Raw genomic sequence first — 19,190 nt, 5'->3', positions numbered from 1 at the left:
CGGGATCGCAGGCTACTGGCTCACTGGCCCCGCTTGGTGCTCCGGGGAAGCTTCGCCGACGGGCTGTCGGTCCGCTTGACGGCGGCCTGCCGGGTGGTCGACCTCGTCCGGGTGGCCTTCTTCGCGGCGGCCGGCTTGGCCTCCACGATCTCGGCCACCTCGGCCGGGCTCGGCACCTCGGCGGGCGTGGTCTTCCGGGGCTTGCGAGCGGTCGCGGCCTTCCGGGCGGTCGTCGGCTTGTCGCCGGTCGACGCCGCCTCGGTGATGTCGGTGACGGTCGCCACCGGTGCGGTGGCCTCGGTCGCCTCGATGTCGGCGTTCACCGTCTCGGCGGCCTCCAACACGCCCGTGCCGACGACCCGCTCACCCCGTGCCACCAGCGCGCCGTACGCGGCCAGCGCCCGCTCCTGGGCAGCCTGGGCACCGGCGACCACCACTGCCGCGTTGCGGGTGGCCACCTCGCGCAGGCGGTCCAGGTCGGCGACCTCCCGCAGCTTGTTCAGGTCGGCGGTCTCCCGCAGCTTGGTGAGATCCGCCGCCTCGCGGAGCTTGGCCAGGTCGGCGTGCTCGCGCAGCCGGTTCAGGTCGGCGGTCGGGGCGGCCTTCTGCCGCAGCGTCTCGGCCGTCCGGTTGGCGTTGCGCAGCGTGTCGTTGGCCTTCTGGCGCAGCTCGAAGCCGGTGACGACAGCCTTGCCGCCCAGCTCGTTGACGACCCGGCCGCCGTCGGCGACGACCCGGTCACGCAGCTCACCGACCACCGTGGGCAGCCTGCGCAGCTGCTGTAGGGCGAGTTCGCCGGCACCCGCCGCAGCGTAGATCGGAGCAGGAATGCGATTGGTCTTCGGCTGGGTCATGACTGCTTCTCCTTCTGGACCGCGGTAGCGGTCTTGCGGACCACCTTGCGGGCGGTCTTCCTGGGTGAGGTGTTGTTCGGGGCGGGCGCGGAACCCGCTTCGGTGACGGCGACCGACTCAAGCACCGCCTCGGTCGGAGTTCCCGCCTCGGTGGTGGGCCCGGTGGCGGCCAGATTGGCCACGTCTGGGGCGGCGATGTCGTCCGCGCCGGAGCCACCTGTCGCGTCGCTCGGGGCCGGTCCGGCGGTGGTGTCCCCGCTCGCCGTCGCGGTCGCTTCCGCCAGCCGGGCGTTCTCCCGGCGGAATGTCTCGTATATCTGGGTAAGGGACTGTTTCTGGGCCATCGTCAGGTCCGGGTCGACGGCGATGGCCGCCAGCACACCCTGGCCCTCCTTGTCATCGAGCAGACCGGCCCGCAGATACATCGCGGGAGTGGATACCCGCAGCGCGCTGGCCAGTTGCTGGAGCACCTCGGCGCTCGGTCGGCGCAGGCCGCGCTCTATCTGACTGAGGTAGGGATTGCTGACCCCCGCCTGCTCGGCCAGTTGCCGGAGTGAGATCTTCGCGTTCCGCCGCAGGTCACGAATGAACCCGCCGACGTCGGGAAGGTCCTTGGAAGTGGCCATGACTCAACGCTAGCCCGCCCTGCTAGCAGCTGCAAGCAAAGTGCTAGCCAGAGTTAGCGACGTCTCTCATAGTTCAGTTGCAAACCCCTGGACCTGGTCGTACCGTCCTGCGGTGACCAAGATCCAGGTAAATGGAACCCTTCTGGCGTACGACGAGGCCGGCACCGGATCACCGGTCGTCCTCCTGCACGCCGGCATCGCCGACCGCCGCATGTGGCGCGAGCAGATCGACCCGCTCGCGGCCCGACACCGGGTGATCGCCGTCGACCTACGCGGCTACGGGGAGTCCGAACTGCCGCCGAACGCCTTCGCCCACCACGACGACGTCGTCGGCTTGCTCGACGCCCTCGGGCTGGCCAGCGCGGCGCTGGTCGGCTGCTCCTTCGGCGGGGCGGTGGCGATCGACACGGCGCTCGCTCACCCGCACCGGGTGAGCGCGCTCGCCCTGCTCGGCACCGCCGTGTCCGGTTACGAATGGTCGGAGCAGACCAACGAACTGTGGGACCAGCTGGTCGGTGACGTCGACCAGGAGGACTTCGCCGCGAGCGCCGCCGGTGAGGTGCGGTTCTGGGTGGTCGGCCCGGAACGCGAACCGGCCGCCGTCGCCCCTGAGTTGGTCAGCTTCGCCGTGCAGATGGACGAACGCGCACTCGCCGCCGAAATGGCCCTCAGCGCCGTGGACGTCGCCGAACTCAACCCACCGGCCATCGGGCGACTCGCCGAGTTGACCATGCCCGTACTGGTCGCCGCAGGTGCCGCCGACATCCCCGACATCCGGCAGCTGGCCGACCGGATCGCCGCCGAGGCACCCCACGCGTCCCGCCTGCCCGACATACCGGACGCCGCCCACCTGTTCCCTCTCGAACGCCCCAGCGAGATCAACGCCGCCCTCCTCAGCTTCCTCGGCTAGGGCCTGGGGGATCACCAGAGGGAGCGGATGGCACCGACGGGAAGGCCGCCGCCGAAGATCGGCACCTCGGCGAACTCGGTCAACACCGGCGCGTCGACGCCGAGCCGGCGCAGCGCTGACACCAGGACCGGCATCCGGGCACGGCCAGCACCGTCGTCGATCTTCAGCGCCACGGCACCCTCGCCGGGCAGCGCCGTGGCGATGACACCCTCCGCGCCGACCTTCGCCAGCAGCCCGGGTACGCCGCGCATCAGCCGGGTGTCGTCCGCCTGCGTACCGCCGACCAGCTCCGGGTGGGCCCGCATCGCACCGGCCACCAGCCCCGCCTCGGTGTCGCCGTCGGCGGTGACCAACCGCAGGTACGCCCTGGCCAGCCCGGTCAGCGACGCGGACAGCACCGGCGCGCCGCACCCGTCGACGCCGACCGCCACCGCCTCCTCCCCGGTGAACTCCTCCAACGTCCCGCGCAGCCACCGTTGGAGCGGATGATCGGCACGCCAGTACCCGTCCAACGGCCAACCAGCGACGCGGCAGGTCAGCAGCATTCCGGCGTGTTTGCCGGAGCAGTTCATCTGGATCCGGGTCGGCCCACCGCCGGCCCGCAGTACCGCGCTGCGCGCCTGCTCGCCCACCGGCAGCTCCGGCGGGCAGTGCAGCGCGCCCTCGTCGAGCCCGGCCTCGGTGAGCAGCCCAGCGACCCGGGCCAGGTGGAACCCCTCCCCCGCGTGGCTGGCCGCCACGATGGCCAAGTCGGCGGAGTCGGTCAGCGACAGACCGGCCCGGAGCATCCCGACGGCCTGCATCGGTTTGTTCGACGATCGGGGAAAGATCGGCGAGGTGACATCACCCGCGACGGCCAGCGGCGCGCCGACACCGTCGAGCACCACCACCGACCCTCGGTGTACGCCCTCCACGAAGTCGGACCGGACCACCTCGGCGAGCGGCACGCCACCCTCGTACGTCTTTCCCACAACGTGGACGGTACCGAGGTGTCCGAACGCCCTCACGCCGGGGTGAGCAGGGAATCCACCTCCGGGCGTAAAGAACCTACAGCGATGCGCGCCTTACAGGCCGAGTAGCTCGCGGGCCTCGGCGGTGTTCAGCGGGGGCCGCTGCGCGAGCTGAGCGAAGCCGACCGCACGCGCGACGAGTTGCATGTTCGACTCCACCGGACGGCCCTTGGCGTAGGTGACCGTGTCCTCCATCCCGACCCGCAGGTGTCCCCCGGCGGAGAGCGCGGCGAGCAGCACCGGAAGGCTGGTACGGCCGATGCCGGTAGCCGAGAAGGTGGTGCCCTCGGGCAGATCCCGCAGCATCTGCTGAGCCGCGACGAGCGTCGCCGTGGTGCCCGGCATACCGCCCGGCACGCCCATCACGAAGTCGACGTGGACATGGCCGCCGTGCGGCAGGCCGTACCTGCCCAACAGGCGCTGGAGGGCGCTGAGGTGACCGAGATCGAAGATCTCGTACTCCGGCACGATGCCCCGTTCCTGCATCCGGGTGTGCAGGTCGACGACGAACTCCCAGCGGTTGAGGAAGACCTCGTCACCGAAGTTGACCGTACCCATGGTGCAGGAGGCCATGTCCGGGCCCGCGTCCAGCACGGCGAGCCGGTCGGCCTCCGGGTCGGTGACCGCACCCCCGGTGGACAGTTGCACGATCAGGTCGGTGCTCTCCCGCAGCGCCGCCACGGTCGCGCGGAGCCGACCCAGGTCCAGGGTGGGCCGCGCCGCGTCGTCCCGGATATGGACGTGGATCACGGAGGCACCCAGCGCCTCGCACTCCTTGGCGGTGAGCAGCAGCTCGTCGAGGGTCACCGGCAGCGCCGGCACCTCGGTCTTCGCCGACTCCGCGCCGGTGGGGGCAACCGTGATCAACGTCCCTGTTGTCATGCCCGCGATCCTAGAGTGCCCGCCGCCACCAGCGCCGCACCCGGTGACTCCGCTGATCAGCGGACCTGTGGAGTCGCCGCCGTCCGATCGAACGGGATGCTACGAGGGGTCGATGGCGGCGGCGCTGTCGCCGACCCGGAGCGCGGCGTCGTCGGACACCGAACGCTTGACCACCGCGAGCGCCACCTGGCCCAACTCGTGGTGGAGCACCGCGGTGCCGACGAAGCCGACGGTACGGCCGTCGAGGGTCACCGGGGTACCGGCGGCGGGCAACTGGTCGGTGGCGACCCCGTCGAGGTGCAGCAGCACCAGTCGGCGCGGCGGGCGGCCCATGTTGTGCACCCGGGCGACCGTCTCCTGCCCCCGGTAACAGCCCTTGTCCAGGTGCACGGCGGGGGCGATCAGGTCCACCTCGGCGGGGATCGTCCGGTGGTCGGTGTCGACGCCGACCCTGGCCCGCCGGGCGGCCACCCGCACCGCCTCGTACGCCCACAGCCCGACCGGAGGCACCCCGTGGTCGCGCAGCCGCGCCACCATCTGGTCCATCGCGGGCCGGGGAACCAGCAGGTCCACGCCGAGCGGACCGCGTCGGGCCCACCCGCCCTGGGGCAGTGGTCGCACCGCGTAGCGGGCGGTCGGGCGGGGCGGCACCTCACCGGAGCGGAACTTCGGGCCGGGCAGCGCCACCACGTCCGGCTCGGCCAGCGGCGGTACGTCGAGCAGCGCCACCGCCTCGGCGGCCTTCGGCCCGACCAACGACAGCAGCGCGTGCTCGGCGGTGACGTCACGCGGATCGACCTGGCTGAAGAACCGCATCTTCTCCAGGTAGCCCAACAGCCCCTCGGTCGCCCCCGGCTCGGTGTCGAGCCAGGTGGTGTCGCCGTCCTCGGTCACCATGGCGTGCTGCTCGACGTGGCCGTGCGGCGAGAGCACGAGCAGTTCGGTGCCCTGCCAGGGGCCCAACTCGGCCAGGTGCTGCGTGGTGAGGGTGTGCAGCCAGGAGATCCGCTCAGCACCCGGCACGGCGATGACGCCCCGGTGGGAACGGTCCACCAGGCCGACCTCGGTGCTGGCCTGACGCTGCTCACGCATCGGGTCGCCGTAGTGCGCGGCGACGCCCCGCACGCCGGCTGCGGCGTGAGCCGGCTCCGGCTGGTCCCGGCTGGCCTCGTCGATGCTCTCCACAGCCACCGCGCCCGCGATGTCGATCATGTCTGTTCCCCGTTTCCGCACCGCGCGCACAGGCCGAAGAAGGAGACGTGGCTGATGTCCACCCGGAAGCCCCGCTCCCCGGCCAGTCGATCGGCGAGCGGGCGCATCAGCTCCGGCTCCATCTCGTCGATCGCGCCGCACTCACGGCAGACCAGGTGTACGTGTTGGTCCTCCCCGGCGGCGTGGTAGGTCGGCGACCCGTGGGAGAGATGGGTATGGGTGACCAGGCCGAGCCGCTCCAGCAGCTCCAGCGTGCGGTAGATGGTGGTGATGTTGACCCCGGCGGCCACCTCGCGTACCGCGGTGTGCACCTGCTCGGGGGTGGCGTGCCCCAGGTCCAACACCGCTTGGAGGATCAGCTGTCGCTGCGCCGTCAGCCGCAGCCCACGGGCGCGGAGCAGTTCCGCGAGGGAGGATTCGGACACCCTCCGATCATAGTTCGGCCGTACGCGCGCCTCCCGGGGCGACCAACGCCACAACTATGCTCGGCAGATGGCGACCTCTCGGATCGGCGTGCTGGGTCGGGGCCGGTTGCCGATCGGTGAACCGGTGCTGCGCGGCGACGATCTCGGCGTACTGCGAGGTGACGGCCTCTTCGAGACGATGCACCTACGCGACGGACGGGCCTGGCTGCGCCAGGAGCACCTGGCCCGGCTGCGGGTCGGCGCGGCGGCCGTGGAGCTGACCCTGCCGGCGGACGCCGCCCTGGTCGAACTGCTGGACGAGGTCGCCGACGGCTGGCCGACCGAGGTGGAGGGCGCGTTGCGGCTGATCTGCACCCGTGGGCCGGAGGGCGGCGGCCCGCCCACCGTCTACGCCACCCTGTCGGCAGTCTCCCCCACGGCCCGCCAGGCCCGACGCGACGGGGTGAGCGTGGCCACCCTCTCCCTCGGTGTGCCCGCCGAGGCCCGCCCGGAGCTGGACTGGCTTCCGGTAGGCATCAAGTCCACCTCGTACGGCGCGAGCACCGCCGCCCGACGCTGGGCCGCCCGCGTCGGCGTGGACGACGTGCTCTGGGTCTCCTCCGACGGGTACGCCCTGGAAGGACCGACCGCCAACCTGGTCTGGCTGGCCGGGAAGACGCTGTGCACGGTGCCCGCTGCCCGCACCGGCATCCTGCCCGGCACCACCGTCGCCTGGTTGCTCGCCCACTGCGGCCAGGTCGGCTGCACAGCGGCCGAACGCATGGTCACCCCGGCGGACCTACGCGAAGCCGACGGGGTGTGGCTCACCTCGTCGGTGCGCGGCCTGGTCGCGGTACACACGCTCGACGGTGTGCCGCTGCCCGTCAGCCCGCGTACCGGGCCGTTGCAGGACCTGCTCGGCTTCCCGCTGCCGTAGACCGGGCCCCCGGCTGGATCAGCCGGCGACCCGGATCAGGCGCGCCGACAGGTGCGGGGAGAGCGGCTGACCGACGGCGGCCATGTCCTGCGCGTAGAGCAGGGCGCCCTCGACGATGCCGAAGAGGCGGTGACCGGCGGTGACCTCCTTGGCGGTGGAGGTCCGCACGACCGCGTCGGTGACGAACTCGACCTGGGTGCCCTTACGTCGGCCGATGTGCAACTCCATCACCCCGGTCGGGGTGGTCAGCAGCGCCTCCAACTCGTCGGTCGCCCGATCGCCGTCGAGCACCGGACGCCACCAGCCGACCTCCCGGCCGCCCGGCCGGACCGGTCGGCTCTGCTCGTCGAGGATCCACGCCCGCGACTCGTAGTGCAGAAACGGCCGCCCGTCGTGGCTGATCCGGATCTCCTGGGCGAAGTCGAAGTCCTCGATGGTGGGGAAGCCGCCTCGTCCCCGCCCCCGCCAGACGCCGATGTACGGCAGCAGGCCGTCGAGTGTGGGGTGCAGCTTCGGGCCGACCCGCAGGTCGTGACTCTCCTCGAAGGGGTACGGCTCGACCGGGGGCGCGTTCAGCCAGGGCGGCGGCGCCAACGGGTTGTCGTCACTCACCGGACCACCTTCGTTCGCGACTGCGGGGCTCGCCGTAGCGGCGCACTCCTCGGGATCACCACTTGCCTCTCGATATGCGTACAGCCAGGTAGACCAGGCCACCGGCGAGCGCGCCCAGGCCGGCGACCAGCAGGCTGACGAACCCGATCTCGGTGACCATCCGGGTCATCCTATGCTGGCGGACATGGCCCGCACTCTTGTCGTCAAGGCCACCGCCGGTGCCGACGCTCCGGAACGGTGTGCCCAGGCCTTCACCGTGGCCGCCACCGCAGCCGCCGCCGGGGTGGCCGTCTCACTCTGGCTGACCGGGGAGTCGACCTGGTTCGCGCTACCCGGCCGGGCGCGGGATTTCGAGTTGCCGCACTCGGCCCCGCTGGCCGAGTTGCTGCACGTGGTCCTCACCACCGGCAAGGTGACGGCCTGCACCCAGTGCGCGGCTCGCCGCGACATCGACTCCGGCGACGTGATCCCGGGGGTACGGATCGCGGGCGCGGCCGTCTTCGTCGAGGAGATCATGGCCGAGGGCGCACAGGCACTCGTCTACTGACTCGCCGGACAGGGTCTGGCGGGCTCGCTGCCGGGCAAGGCCCGGGAAGGCGACCGGAACAGACCCGTCAAGGCGGACGAATGCCTACGATTCGGATGTGACCAAGGCGACCGAGCAGTTCTTCGCGACCCTGCCGGCCCGCGCGCCTGAGGTCCTGCGCGCCCCGGTCGCGGGAACGCTGCGGATCGACCTGTCCGACGGGCACTGCACCGACCATTGGCTGGTCCGGATGCGACCCGGTGCCGCCGAGGTCGACCGGGGACCAGAGCCGAGCGACGCGACCTGGTACTGCGGTACGGAACTCTTCGACCGGCTGGTCACCGGACGGGCGCAGACGATCGCGGCGGTGCTCCGCAACGAGAGCACCTTTCGCGGAAACGTGGTGCTGCTGCTCGCCTTCCGCCGGTTCTTCCCGTCCGCACCAAGTACCCGCGATCCGCGCGAGGTCGCCCGCGAGCATGCCAGGTGGACCCGGTGAAGGACCTGGTCAGCATCCTGGACGGCAACACCTTCCTGGTCAGCGACCAGCGTGGGGACGTCGAGCCGTCGCTGGACTTTCCCACCGGGCTGTTCTCCTTCGACACCCGTTTCCTGTCCACCTGGCTGCTGCTGATCGACGGCCAGCGGTTGCACGCTCTCTCCGTCGACGACGCCGCCTGCCACCGCACCCGCTACTTCCTGGTGCCGGGCGAGGCGACCCACTTCCTGGACACCAAGGTCTCGGTGATCAGGAGTCGGATGGTCAGCGGTGACCTGTCCGAAGACTTGACCGTGCTGAACCACTCCGGACAGGAGATGAGCTTCACCGTACGGATGGAGATGGCCTCGGACTTCGCGGACATCTTCGAGATCAAGGACATAAAGAGTAAGAAGGGGCACAACACGGCCACGCCCGGCGAGAACTCGTTGCGGCTGACCTATCGGCGGGACGCGTTCCACCGCGAGACCACGATCCACAGCAGCGCCGACGCCCAGGTCGACCGTCGGGGGATGACCTTCCAGATCCGGATCGGACCGCACGGAGAGTGGACCACCCGCCTGACGGTCACCACTGTCATCTACGGTGCCCGTGGCCAGAACGTCCGCGCCCTGCTGCCTTTCGCGGGCAGCAGGACGTCGGCGGCCATCGAGAGCGAACACGCGGACTTCGTCGATCAGGCGCCGAAGCTGAGCTGTGACTGCCAGCCGCTGGCCGGGGCGTACCGGCGCAGCCTGGCCGACCTGGAATCGCTGCGGTACGAGTCGATCGCGCTCGGCGCCCGGCTGATGGCCGCCGGTCTGCCCTGGTTCATGACACTGTTCGGCCGGGACAGCATCTTCACCTCGCTTCAGGTGCTGCCGTTCGTACCGGAGCTGATCCCGCCGACGTTGACCATGCTGGCGGGGCTGCAGGGTCACCGGGTGGACGACTTCCGCGACGAGGAGCCGGGCAAGATCCTGCACGAGCTGCGGTACGGCGAGACCGCTGGTTTCGAGGAGCAGCCCCACTCGCCCTACTACGGCGCCGCCGACTCCACCCCGCTCTTCGTGATTCTGCTCGACGAGTACGAGCGGTGGACCGGCGACGCCGAGCTGATCAAACAGTTGGAGTTCGCCGCGCGGGCCGCGCTGACCTGGATCGACACCTATGGTGACCTGCTCGGCACCGGATACGTCTGGTACCAGACCCGTAACCCCGCCACCGGCCTGGAGAACCAGTGCTGGAAGGACTCCTGGGACGCGATCTGCTACGCCGACGGTCGGCTGCCGAGCTTCCCCCGGGCCACCTGCGAACTGCAGGGCTACGCCTACGACGCCAAGATGCGCGGCGCGCGGTTGGCCCGCCAGTACTGGAACGACCCGGTCTACGCCGACCGGCTGGAGCGGGAGGCCGCCGAGCTGAAGGAGCGTTTCAACCGGGACTTCTGGCTGCCGGACAAGGGGTACTACGCACTGGCCCTGGACTCCGACGGCAGCCAGGTCGACGCGCTCAGCTCCAACATCGGGCACCTGCTCTGGAGCGGCATCGTCGACGAATCCCGGGCCCGACAGGTCGCCGACCACCTGCTCGGCCCCCAGCTCTTCTCCGGCTGGGGTGTCCGCACCCTCGCCGACGACCAGGGCCGATACAACCCGATCGGCTACCACGTCGGCACTGTCTGGCCGTTCGACAACTCGATCATCGCGTGGGGTCTGTGGAAGTACGGCCTACGGGAGGAGGCGAGCCGGATCTGCGACGGCATGTTGCAGGCGTCCCAGTACTTCTCCGGCCGACTGCCGGAGGCGTTCGCCGGCTACGAACGGGACCTGACCGACTTTCCGGTGGAGTACCCGACCGCGTGCAGCCCGCAGGCGTGGTCGGCGGGCACGCCGCTGCTGCTGCTGCGGGTCATGCTCGGCCTCGAACCCAAGGGCGAGCACCTGATCATCGACCCGCACGTGCCGCCTGGCCTGGGCCGGGTGGAGTTGCTGGACATCCCCGGCCGGTGGGGCCGGGTGGACGCACTGGGTCGCAGCCGCGAGGAGGAGCCAGGGCTTGCCGAGTGAGCGGCGGCGGGTTCGCCAGCGCATCGGCGTCGCTCAGCCGGTGCAGCCCGTCGTCGCGGAGACCACGACCTGTTCCGGTTGGACGTCGGCCAGCACCGCGACGCCGTCGCGCCGGTAGCCGTACACATCGGGGGTGTCCACCACCGGCGTGCCGCCGGCCAACGGCGCGAGCGCGGCGTGCGGCTCGGTGGCCACCCGGTCCACCACGGACCGGACGGTACGGGCCGCGCCGCCGCCGGGACAGGGCGCGCTCACCACCGACTCCGGATCGTCGACCCGGCCACCCAACGCCCGCAGCGCCTCGGCCAGCACACCGACCTCGGGCCCGGCCGGGCCGGGGCGGGCCGGGTCGTAGTCGTCGCCCACCGGTCGACATCCCGTGTCGACGGTGACCCAAATCCGGCCGTCGGTCGCCGGTCGCCCGGTCACCGTCACGAACTCACCGGCGTCGCCACGCAGCCGGAAACCGTCGGGGGTGAGCCGGACACCGGCCCGCCACCGCGCGGGTAGCCGGTCGGCGACCCGCTCCAGCAGCGCCTGCTCCTCGCCCACCGGCGCGGCCAGGTCGACCGCGCGGGTCAGCGTCGCGCCGTCGGCGAGCGGACTGATCCGGCAGCCCCTGTCGAGATCGGGTGGTGTCAACGCCAGCACGCCGTCACCAGCTGCCGCGACCAGCTCACCGACGGCGGCGTCGACCACCAGCCCGGCCTGGGTGAGGGTGCGTTGTTCCCGGACGGTCGGCGGGTCGTCGGCCGCCGAGATCCAGGTGAGACCGGCCAGCAGGACCGCCCAGAGCACCGTCGCCACAACCAGCCAGCGCGGCCACCGGGATTCGGTGGCCGGTGGTCGGGGACCGGTCGGCGGGGGGTACGTGTGGACGGCGTTGCTCACCCGGTCATCGTGTCACGCCTGCTGCAACCGTCCGTCGGGACGCCCGTCACCGGACTCCGGCGGCGCGCTCAGTCGGTAGCCGACGCCGCGTACGGTCTGCACCTGCGGCCCGTCGGGTAGCGCCCGCAGTTTTCGGCGCAGCCGCTTCACCGCCGAGTGCAGGATCGCGGTGTCGCCCAGGTAGGCACCGCCCCAGACGGAGGCGAACAGCCGCTCGTAGCTCCACAGCGTGATCGGTGGACTGACCAGCCGGGCCAACAGCTCCCGCTCGGTACGGGTCAGCCCCAGCGGGGTGCCGCGCCAGGTGACCAGGTGCCCCGCCCGGTCGACCACCAGATCACCCCAGGTGGCCGGCCGTTCCGTGGGGCGCTCGGTGGGATCGTCAGCCGGCCCGCCCGACTCCGACGGTGGGGCCGGGAACATCGCCCGCAGTTGGGCCAGGTCGGCGCAGATCACCACCGGGCCGACACCGTCCAGCCGCTGCACCACCCGCTGCCGGACGGTGGCGTCCGAGCTGACGCAGACCAGGATCGGAAACTCTTCACCGGACACGACGCCTCCCCCGAGCAAGCCCTCTGACCTGCGACTTCCATCGATCGCCAATGACGGTCACCGATGACGCCCGGATGCAGCCTATCGGTCAGGATCGCGCCTCGTCACTGACCGAGTACTGACCGACGCCGTCCATTGATCACCGCCGGTCGGCGCAAGAGCATGACTCTCAGCGGGCGGAGGCACCACCACTGACCACCCACATCGCCCCGGCCGCTCCGCGCCGCCGCGTCGCGGCGCGCGGGTGTGCGGGCCCGAACGGATCGGGACCGACGACGTGGGGAGGAAAATTGTTCATACGACCATCCAGCCGGTCGCCACGATGGCGGGCGATAGCGGTGCTGACCGCCGCCGTGCTGTGCGTCACCGGCCAGCCCGCGATCGCCGCGCCGGCCCCACAGCCGGCACCGCACCGGGCCGCCGTCGACCCGGCGCTGCTCGACCAGCTCGGCACCACGTCGACCGCCCCGTTCCTGGTCTATCTGACCGAGACCGCCCCGCTGGCGCAGGCCAGCCGCGAACGCGACCCCGACGCCCGGGCCGGTGAGGTGCACCGGCTGCTCACCGGCACGGCCACCCGCACCCAGCGCGACCTGCGCACGCTGCTCGACGACCGCAAGGTGCCGTACACCTCGTACTGGATCGCCAACGCGCTGCGGGTCGAGGGCGACAAGGCCCTGCTCGACGAGATCTCCCGCCGCCCGGAGGTGGCCCGGATCACGCCGAGCCGCAGCTATCCCCTCATCCAACCGACCGAGACCGAGGCCACGCGCGCTCGCACCACCGCCGTCGAATGGGGACTGACCAACATCGGCGCGCCCCGGGCGTGGGACGAGTTCGGCGCCCGTGGCGAGGGCGTGGTCGTAGCCAACATCGACAGCGGCGTTCGCTACGACCACGCCGCCCTCGTCGCCTCCTACCGGGGCAACCTCGGCGGCGGCAACTTCGACCACGCGTACAACTGGTTCGACCCGGCGGGCGTGTGCGCCGGCACGGCACCCTGCGACAACCACGACCACGGCACGCACACGATGGGCACCATGGTCGGTGACGACGGTGCCGGCAACCAGATCGGCGTCGCCCCCGGTGCCCGGTGGATCGCCGCCAAGGGATGCGAGTCGAACAGCTGCTCGGACGCCTCGCTGCTCGCCGCCGGGCAGTGGGTGCTCGCCCCCACCGACGCCGCCGGCCAGAACCCCCGGCCCGATCTCCGCCCGGACATCGTGAACAACTCCTGGGGCGGGGACGGGGGCGACCCCTGGTACCAGCAGACGGTCACCGCGTGGCGGGCCGCCGGCATCTTCCCCGTCTTCTCCGCCGGCAACGACGGGCCGGCCTGCGGCAGCGCCGGTTCACCGGGGGACTACGTCAACGCGTACGCGGTCGGCGCGTACGACGTGAACAACAACATCGCCGGATTCTCCGGCCGCGGCTCCGGCACCGAGGTGTTGAAGCCGAACATCGCCGCGCCCGGCAGCAGCGTCCGATCCAGCGTCCGCAACGGCGGGTACGCCTCGTTCAGCGGCACCTCGATGGCCGCCCCGCACGTCGCCGGCACCGTGGCGCTGCTCTGGGGGGCCTCCCCCGGTCTGCGTGGGGACATCACCGCCACCGAGGAGTTGCTGGACCGCACGGCCCGCGACGTCGACGCCACCACCTGCGGTGGCACGCCGGCCGACAACAACGTCTTCGGCGAGGGGCGGCTCGACGCGTACGCGGCGGTGCGGGACGCCCCCCGTGGGCCGGTCGGCCGGGTCAGCGGGGTGGTCACCGACTCCGCCGACGACGACCCGGTGCCCGGCGCGACGGTGACCGACGGCACCCGCAGCACCACCACCGGCGCCGACGGACGGTACGCGCTGACCGTGCCGGCCGGCGAGGTCACCCTCTCGGTCAGCGCCTTCGGTTACGCCGACCAGTCGGCGACCGTCACGGTGCCCGACGGCGGCACCCTCGACCAGGACTTCGCCCTGCTGGCCACCCCGAGCGTCACGGTCAGCGGAAAGGTCACCGACGCCTCCGGCCACGGCTGGCCGCTGTACGCCCGGATCGATGTCGCGGGCCGCACCGGCGATGCGGTGTTCACCAACCCGGTGAACGGCCGTTACTCGCTCACCCTGCCGGGCAACACCTCGTACCGGCTGACCGTGACCGCCCAGTACCCGGGGTACCGCACCGTCACCCGGCAGGTGGCCGTGGGTGGGGCGGACACCACGATCAACCTGGCGGTACCCGTCGACGCCGCCTGCACCGCGGCCGGGTACACGGCTCAGTTCGGCGCTCCACTGTTCACCGAGAGCTTCGACGGCACGAGCGCGCCGACCGGTTGGACGGTGGCGAACCGCACCGCCTCCGGCGGCTGGGTCTTCGACGACCCCCGTTCCCGGGGCAACCTCACCGGCGGCACCGGCGGCTTCGCCATCATCGACAGTGACGCCCTCGGCTCCGGCAACACCCAGGACACCGACCTGATCGCCCCACCGATCGACCTGTCCACAACCGCCGCGCCGGTGCTGCGGTTCCGCAGTGACTGGCGCGCCGTCGGCATCAGCGACACCGCCGACATCGACGTCTCCACCGACGCCGGGGAGACCTGGACCAACGTCTGGCACCAGACCGCCAGCCGGCGTGGCCCCCGGATCGAGGAGGTGCCGCTCGACCCGGCCGCGAACGCCGCTTCGGCGCTGGTCCGCTTCCGCTTCAAGGGCACCTTCGCCTGGTGGTGGCAGGTGGACGACGTGGAGGTGGTCAACCGCGAGTGCTCGCCGGTGCCCGGTGGGCTGGTGGTCGGTACCACCACCGACCGCAACACCGGCGACCCGCTCAACGGCGTGACGGTGGCCAGCGACCACCGACCCGAGAACAGCGCGGTCTCGGGGGCCACGCCAGCGGACCCGGCCGAGCCGGACGGCTTCTACTGGTTCTTCTCCGAGTTGACCGGCACCCACCCGGTCACCGCCGAGCGCACCCCGTACGCGTCGGTCACCAAGGAGGTGACGGTCACCGCCGACCGGGTCAAGCGGGCGAACTTCGCCCTCACCGCCGGTCGCCTGAGCGTCAGCCCGACGACCGTCGAGTCCCATCAGCCGTACGGCAGCACCCGCACCACCCGGGTGACGGTGCGCAACACCGGCACCGCACCGGCCAGCGTCGATCTGTTGGAACGCGCCGGTCGGTTCGACCTGCTGAAGCAGGACGGCGCACCGCTGTTGGAACAGAAGGTGAAGGGGCTCAGCAAGGCGCGCACCGGCACCGCGTACGGCGGGGCGGCACCGACGGCCGGCACCGCCGCCGACGACGCGTGGAGCGAGATCGCCAAGCTACCGGCGGCGATCTACGACAACGCCGCAGTGTGGCTGGACGGGAAGATCTACTCGGTCGGTGGGGGTGGCGGTACCGGCACCGAGCGCAAGGTCTGGGCGTACGACCCGGGGCCTGGCGCCTGGACCGCCCTGCCGGACCTGCCGACGGTGCGCTCCAAGCCCGCCGCGGTAGCGGCCGACGGCAAGCTGTACGTGCTCGGCGGTTGGGGCGCTGACGACGCCCCCGTCGCCACGGTCGACGTCTTCGACCCGGTCGCCGGCACCTGGAGCACCCTGGCGGGAGCGACCAACCCCGCTCCGGTCGCGGCGGCCGGTACGGCGGTGGTCGGCGGCAAGGTGTACCTCGTGGGTGGCTGCGCCGATGCCACCTGCACCGACAGCGACAAACTGGTGGTGTTCGACCCGGCCACCGGCTCGTTCAGCACCGGTGCCACCTACCCGCATCCGGTGTCCTGGCTGGCCTGCGGCGGGATCGGTTCCGCGGTCTACTGTGCCGGTGGCACGGGCAGCACCGAGTACACCGACGCCTACCGGTACGACCCGGCGGCCGACAGCTGGAGCCCGCTGCCGAACCTGCCGCTGGAGTTGTGGGGGTCGCAGTACGCGGCAGCCGGTGGGCTGCTGGTGCTGGCCGGCGGGGTGACCGACGGATCGACCGCCGTCACCAACCGCACCGTCGGCTTCGATCCGGCCACCGGGGCCTGGCGTGACCTGCCCAACGTCCGGTTCGGCCGGTACCGGGGAGCCGCCGCCTGCGGCGTGTACAAGGTCGGCGGGTCGCCCAGTTCCTTCGTGGGCAGCGCGGACAGCGAACGGCTCGGTGGTCTGGAACTCTGCGCCGCCGAGGCTGACCTGGCCTGGCTGAGCACCTCCCCGACCACGTTCACCCTCGCCCCGGGTGAGTCGAAGACGGTGACCGTCACCCTCACCGCCACCGAGGCGGCGGGCGTCGCCCAGCCCGGCCGGTACGCGGGCGAGATCGCCGTCGCCTCCGACACCCCCTACCCGGTCAGCCCGGTTTCGGTGGAGATGAACGTGTCACCGCCGGCCAGCTGGGGCAAACTCCGGGGCACCGTCACGGGCACCACCTGCGGCGGCGTCACGGTCGGCATCCCGGCGACGGTACGGGTGAACCTGATCTCGGCTGGCACCGGCACGACGCTGACGGCCGGGGCCGACGGCCGCTACGAGTGGTGGCTGCCGAAGGGCCGCTACGAGGTGATCGTGGCCAAGGACGGCTGGGTGCCACAGGTGCAGCGGCACCGGGTCGAGGCAGGCATCGTCGGCACGCTCGACTTCGCCCTGGAGCCCGCCTCCACCTGCACCAGAGCCACCGGTATCTGACCCGTCGACACCTCGGGGTGCCGGCCATCCAGGCCGGTGCCCCGAGATCGGCATGTTCCGGGCACCGCTGCCGTCGCCACGACGAGGTCACGCGGCGGCACGGTAGGCGCGGACGGCCCCGACGACAGTGGCCCGCATCCCTCGCCGGGATGCGGGCCACCAGGTCGATCAGAGCGTGGGTCAGTCGGTGACGGTGACGCCCACCTCGTTGATGCCGAGACCGGCGGTCACCGTGGTGTCCCCGTTGCCCTGGCGGGAGAGCGCCCGCAACGTCCAGGCACCCGGCGCGGCGAAGAAGCGGAACTGACCGGCAGCTGAGGTCACCACCTCGGCGGTGAACTCACCGGTCGAGTCGAGCAGACGGACGTACGCCCCGGGCACCGCCTCGCCCTCGGCGGAGCGGACGATACCGGTGATGACGGTTTCCCGTTCCAGGTCGAGACCGGCGGGCAGCGGGGCGGCCTGGTCGGGGGCGGCGCAGCCGGTGGCGGCGCTCGCGGCGGTGGGTGCGGTCATCTCAGGCCTCCCCCGGCTCATCGCCGAGTGCCACCGGCACACCGACCAGGGAGCCGTACTCGGTCCACGATCCGTCGTAGTTCTTCACGTTGCGGTGCCCGAGCAGCTCCTGCAGCACGAACCAGGTGTGCGAGGAACGCTCGCCGATCCGGCAGTAGGCGATGGTCTCCTTGCTGTCGTCCAGCCCGGCCTCGCCGTAGATCTTGCGCAGTTCGTCGTCGGACTTGAAGGTGCCGTCCTCGTTGGCCGCCTTCGACCACGGCACGCTGATCGCGGTCGGGATGTGGCCGCCGCGCTGCGCCTGCTCCTGGGGCAGGTGGGCGGGGGCGAGCAGGCGACCGGCGTACTCGTCGGGGCTGCGCACGTCGACCAGGTTCTTGGTGCCGATCGCGTCCACGACCTCGTCGCGGAAGGCCCGGATGCTGGTGTCCGGCTCGCTGGCGACGTACTGCGTGGCCGGGCGGGTCACCGTGTCGTTGACCAGCGGACGGGCGTCCAGCTCCCACTTCTTGCGACCGCCGTCGAGCAGCTTGACGTCACGGTGGCCGTAGAGCTTGAAGTACCAGTACGCGTACGCGGCGAACCAGTTGTTGTTGCCGCCGTAGAGGATGACGGTGTCGTCGTTGCTGATGCCCCGCTCGGACAGCAGCGCCTCGAACTGGGCCTTGTTCACGAAGTCCCGGCGGACCGGGTCCTGCAGGTCGGTCTTCCAGTCCAGCTTGATGGCACCGGCGATGTGGCCGGAGTCGTAGGCGGTGGTGTCCTCGTCGACCTCGACGAAGACGACGCCCGGGGCGTCGAGGTTCTTCTCGGCCCACTCGGCCGAAACGAGTGCGGTGTCGCGACTCATCAGATCACTCCCTGGTGAGGATGGTGGTGAGCCAGCGCGCGGAGGTCGTGGGATGTCTAGATGTCGCACCACGCGCGGGACCCATAGCTAGGAACGGATCACGGGTTCGTGCGACGGCGCCGCTGCCGGACGTCCGGTGGGTGCACCGGGAACTAGGTACGCGTGCCCCGAGTGCCTAGGCCGCTAGGCGGCCCGAAACAGCCCCGCCGTCAGATGACGGGGCGACACAGGCAGGTGGCCACGCGGCACAGGTCGACCGCGCGCCGTTTGGTGAGGAGCGTCCCCATGAGCAGGGAGCCTACCAGCGATCCCAGAAATCTCTATCGGGTCGACCAGCATCCGGGACGCCGGGCCGGAGGTCAGCGCGCCGAGTTGATCGGCACGTCCCGCGCATCGGCGGTGACGGTGAGCCCCTGCGGCTGCGGCCGTACCTCCCGGACGGTGAGCTGGAACGGTAGCTCCGGCAGGGGTACGTCGACCGAGATGCTCCGGGCGAAGTTGTTCACCAGGGTGCGGGCCAGCGGTACGTCCGGCAGCCCTTCGGCGGTCAACTCCTCGAACTTCAGCGCCACCTCTCCCTGCTCGCCGACGACGATGTCGGCGGTGCCGGTGACGGTGAGCTGCTGACCGAGGATGTCCACCGGGGCGGTGACGGCCAGTCGTCCGTCCCGCTCGCCGAGAGTCAGTCCCTCCCGGTCCAGCAGGGCCGCCAGACTCTGGTAGCTGACGGTGCCGGTGCCGTTGACCGTCTCGGCCACCACCTCACCCTGGCCGGTACGCAGGGTGTCGAGCGAGGCACGTACGTTGCGGGCGTCGACGTCCAGGCTGGGCAGCGCGACCGCGTCGCCCTGCACCGAGGCGCTCACGTCCCGCAGTTTGATCGAGATGCGTTCGTACCGGCCGTCGAGCACCTGGGTGAGGAACGGGAAACCGCCCACCTCGACCTCGGGTGGCGCGGACTGCGCGCCCTGCTCGGCGACCTGCTGGCGCACCTCGTCGGCGATGGCGCGCTCGGCCACGCTCGCCGCCACCCGGTCGGCGATGGCGAGCAGCCCGGCGAGCACCAGCAGCAGGACGACGAACCCGATCAGCACTTTGCGCCCACGTCGCCGTGGCCGGTGTCCGTACGTCTGCTCCGGCTCCACGCCGCCTCCTGTCTCGTCGTACCTCGATGCCGCCAGCGGCCATCCGGTG

The 19,190-nt window shown here is 71.5% G+C and carries 20 protein-coding genes; 6 read left to right on the top strand and 14 right to left on the bottom strand.

Annotated elements, in window-relative coordinates; translation table 11 throughout:
• Window positions 1-20: 20 nt before the first annotated feature.
• Together FF096_RS01090 and FF096_RS01085 are read right to left on the bottom strand one after the other, a co-directional pair.
• Window positions 21-854 (bottom strand): hypothetical protein, encoded by an 834-nt coding sequence (locus tag FF096_RS01090; RefSeq protein ID WP_155214465.1) that lies wholly within the window; start codon window positions 852-854, stop codon window positions 21-23.
• Window positions 851-1,480: a helix-turn-helix domain-containing protein gene (locus tag FF096_RS01085; protein ID WP_155214464.1), complete on the bottom strand. Its 630-nt coding sequence runs from the start codon at window positions 1,478-1,480 to the stop codon at window positions 851-853. Before FF096_RS01085 ends, FF096_RS01090 begins: the two co-directional genes overlap by 4 nt.
• Window positions 1,481-1,592: 112 nt before the next feature.
• Between FF096_RS01085 and FF096_RS01080 the strand changes: the two genes are divergently transcribed.
• Window positions 1,593-2,390 carry an alpha/beta hydrolase gene (locus FF096_RS01080; RefSeq protein ID WP_309222437.1) on the top strand — a complete coding sequence of 266 codons (798 nt, stop codon included), beginning with the start codon at window positions 1,593-1,595 and terminating at the stop codon, window positions 2,388-2,390.
• 11 nt (window positions 2,391-2,401) lie between these two features.
• On the opposite strand, the gene FF096_RS01075 is transcribed toward FF096_RS01080, so the two are convergent.
• The 4 genes from FF096_RS01075 to FF096_RS01060 form a co-directional block, all read right to left on the bottom strand.
• Window positions 2,402-3,361, bottom strand: coding sequence for an asparaginase (locus FF096_RS01075; protein ID WP_309222436.1), 960 nt, complete (start codon window positions 3,359-3,361; stop codon window positions 2,402-2,404).
• Between the two features lie 93 nt (window positions 3,362-3,454).
• A complete protein-coding gene (locus tag FF096_RS01070) occupies window positions 3,455-4,282 on the bottom strand; it encodes a 3-keto-5-aminohexanoate cleavage protein (RefSeq protein WP_155214462.1) in 828 nt (275 codons plus the stop codon).
• 99 nt (window positions 4,283-4,381) lie between these two features.
• Window positions 4,382-5,494, bottom strand: a complete 1,113-nt coding sequence (locus FF096_RS01065; RefSeq protein WP_155214461.1) for a folate-binding protein YgfZ — start codon at window positions 5,492-5,494, stop codon at window positions 4,382-4,384.
• The gene (locus FF096_RS01060; protein WP_309222435.1) at window positions 5,491-5,919 is read right to left on the bottom strand and encodes a Fur family transcriptional regulator; all 429 of its coding nucleotides are present in this window, start codon (window positions 5,917-5,919) and stop codon (window positions 5,491-5,493) included. Before FF096_RS01060 ends, FF096_RS01065 begins: the two co-directional genes overlap by 4 nt.
• 67 nt (window positions 5,920-5,986) lie before the next feature.
• On the opposite strand from FF096_RS01060, the gene FF096_RS01055 reads away from it, so the two are divergent.
• Window positions 5,987-6,835: an aminotransferase class IV gene (locus FF096_RS01055; RefSeq protein WP_155214459.1), complete on the top strand. Its 849-nt coding sequence runs from the start codon at window positions 5,987-5,989 to the stop codon at window positions 6,833-6,835.
• Window positions 6,836-6,853: 18 nt separating this feature from the next.
• On the opposite strand, the gene FF096_RS01050 is transcribed toward FF096_RS01055, so the two are convergent.
• Window positions 6,854-7,447 (bottom strand): FABP family protein, encoded by a 594-nt coding sequence (locus FF096_RS01050; protein WP_309222434.1) that lies wholly within the window; start codon window positions 7,445-7,447, stop codon window positions 6,854-6,856.
• Between the two features lie 55 nt (window positions 7,448-7,502).
• Entirely contained in the window at window positions 7,503-7,607 is a 105-nt protein-coding gene (gene mtfM / locus FF096_RS27145) for a small membrane protein MtfM (protein ID WP_046570768.1), read from the bottom strand.
• A 12-nt stretch (window positions 7,608-7,619) separates the two neighbouring features.
• On the opposite strand from mtfM, the gene FF096_RS01045 reads away from it, so the two are divergent.
• The 3 genes from FF096_RS01045 (at window position 7,620) to FF096_RS01035 (ending at window position 10,520) form a co-directional block, all read left to right on the top strand.
• A complete protein-coding gene (locus FF096_RS01045; protein ID WP_155214458.1) occupies window positions 7,620-7,994 on the top strand; it encodes a DsrE family protein in 375 nt (124 codons plus the stop codon).
• A 97-nt stretch (window positions 7,995-8,091) separates the two neighbouring features.
• The gene (locus FF096_RS01040) at window positions 8,092-8,472 is read left to right on the top strand and encodes an SCP2 sterol-binding domain-containing protein (protein WP_309222433.1); all 381 of its coding nucleotides are present in this window, start codon (window positions 8,092-8,094) and stop codon (window positions 8,470-8,472) included.
• A complete protein-coding gene (locus tag FF096_RS01035) occupies window positions 8,469-10,520 on the top strand; it encodes a glycogen debranching N-terminal domain-containing protein (protein WP_309222432.1) in 2,052 nt (683 codons plus the stop codon). Before FF096_RS01040 ends, FF096_RS01035 begins: the two co-directional genes overlap by 4 nt.
• Window positions 10,521-10,553: 33 nt before the next feature.
• On the opposite strand, the gene FF096_RS01030 is transcribed toward FF096_RS01035, so the two are convergent.
• Both FF096_RS01030 and FF096_RS01025 read right to left on the bottom strand, forming a co-directional pair.
• The gene (locus FF096_RS01030) at window positions 10,554-11,411 is read right to left on the bottom strand and encodes a hypothetical protein (RefSeq protein ID WP_309222431.1); all 858 of its coding nucleotides are present in this window, start codon (window positions 11,409-11,411) and stop codon (window positions 10,554-10,556) included.
• 12 nt (window positions 11,412-11,423) lie between these two features.
• The gene (locus tag FF096_RS01025) at window positions 11,424-11,963 is read right to left on the bottom strand and encodes a winged helix-turn-helix domain-containing protein (RefSeq protein WP_309222430.1); all 540 of its coding nucleotides are present in this window, start codon (window positions 11,961-11,963) and stop codon (window positions 11,424-11,426) included.
• 290 nt (window positions 11,964-12,253) lie between these two features.
• Here FF096_RS01025 and FF096_RS01020 point away from each other — a divergent pair, with 290 nt between their 5' ends.
• The gene (locus tag FF096_RS01020) at window positions 12,254-16,630 is read left to right on the top strand and encodes a S8 family serine peptidase (RefSeq protein WP_155214457.1); all 4,377 of its coding nucleotides are present in this window, start codon (window positions 12,254-12,256) and stop codon (window positions 16,628-16,630) included.
• A 180-nt stretch (window positions 16,631-16,810) separates the two neighbouring features.
• On the opposite strand, the gene FF096_RS01015 is transcribed toward FF096_RS01020, so the two are convergent.
• The 4 genes from FF096_RS01015 to FF096_RS01005 all read right to left on the bottom strand — a co-directional run bounded on the left by FF096_RS01015 (window position 16,811) and on the right by FF096_RS01005 (window position 19,141).
• On the bottom strand, window positions 16,811-17,146 hold the full coding sequence (locus FF096_RS01015; protein WP_155214456.1) for a DUF1416 domain-containing protein: 336 nt from the start codon (window positions 17,144-17,146) through the stop codon (window positions 16,811-16,813).
• Window position 17,147: 1 nt separating this feature from the next.
• Window positions 17,148-17,996, bottom strand: coding sequence for a sulfurtransferase (locus tag FF096_RS01010; RefSeq protein ID WP_155214455.1), 849 nt, complete (start codon window positions 17,994-17,996; stop codon window positions 17,148-17,150).
• Between the two features lie 209 nt (window positions 17,997-18,205).
• Window positions 18,206-18,283 (bottom strand): Ms5788A family Cys-rich leader peptide, encoded by a 78-nt coding sequence (locus FF096_RS27420; RefSeq protein WP_311202345.1) that lies wholly within the window; start codon window positions 18,281-18,283, stop codon window positions 18,206-18,208.
• Window positions 18,284-18,355: 72 nt separating this feature from the next.
• Complete coding sequence (locus FF096_RS01005) at window positions 18,356-19,141, bottom strand: DUF2993 domain-containing protein (protein WP_309222429.1); 786 nt, start codon at window positions 19,139-19,141, stop codon at window positions 18,356-18,358.
• Window positions 19,142-19,190: the final 49 nt, after the last annotated feature.

It is taken from the genome of Micromonospora sp. CP22 (assembly GCF_009712475.1).
GTDB lineage: Bacteria > Actinomycetota > Actinomycetes > Mycobacteriales > Micromonosporaceae > Micromonospora.
This window is presented reverse-complemented; position numbering and strand designations above follow the sequence as displayed.

Bases quoted from the DNA above. Each gene is read 5' to 3' on its own strand.
- FF096_RS01090 (WP_155214465.1), bottom strand. From the start codon at position 854: ATGACCCAGCCGAAGACCAATCGCATTCCTGCTCCGATCTACGCTGCG.
- mtfM (WP_046570768.1), bottom strand. From the start codon at position 7,607: ATGGTCACCGAGATCGGGTTCGTCAGCCTGCTGGTCGCCGGCCTGGGC.
- FF096_RS01045 (WP_155214458.1), top strand. From the start codon at position 7,620: ATGCTGGCGGACATGGCCCGCACTCTTGTCGTCAAGGCCACCGCCGGT.
- FF096_RS01085 (WP_155214464.1), bottom strand. From the start codon at position 1,480: ATGGCCACTTCCAAGGACCTTCCCGACGTCGGCGGGTTCATTCGTGAC.
- FF096_RS01010 (WP_155214455.1), bottom strand. From the start codon at position 17,996: ATGAGTCGCGACACCGCACTCGTTTCGGCCGAGTGGGCCGAGAAGAAC.
- FF096_RS01015 (WP_155214456.1), bottom strand. From the start codon at position 17,146: ATGACCGCACCCACCGCCGCGAGCGCCGCCACCGGCTGCGCCGCCCCC.
- FF096_RS01070 (WP_155214462.1), bottom strand. From the start codon at position 4,282: ATGACAACAGGGACGTTGATCACGGTTGCCCCCACCGGCGCGGAGTCG.
- FF096_RS01065 (WP_155214461.1), bottom strand. From the start codon at position 5,494: ATGATCGACATCGCGGGCGCGGTGGCTGTGGAGAGCATCGACGAGGCC.
- FF096_RS27420 (WP_311202345.1), bottom strand. From the start codon at position 18,283: ATGGGGACGCTCCTCACCAAACGGCGCGCGGTCGACCTGTGCCGCGTG.
- FF096_RS01055 (WP_155214459.1), top strand. From the start codon at position 5,987: ATGGCGACCTCTCGGATCGGCGTGCTGGGTCGGGGCCGGTTGCCGATC.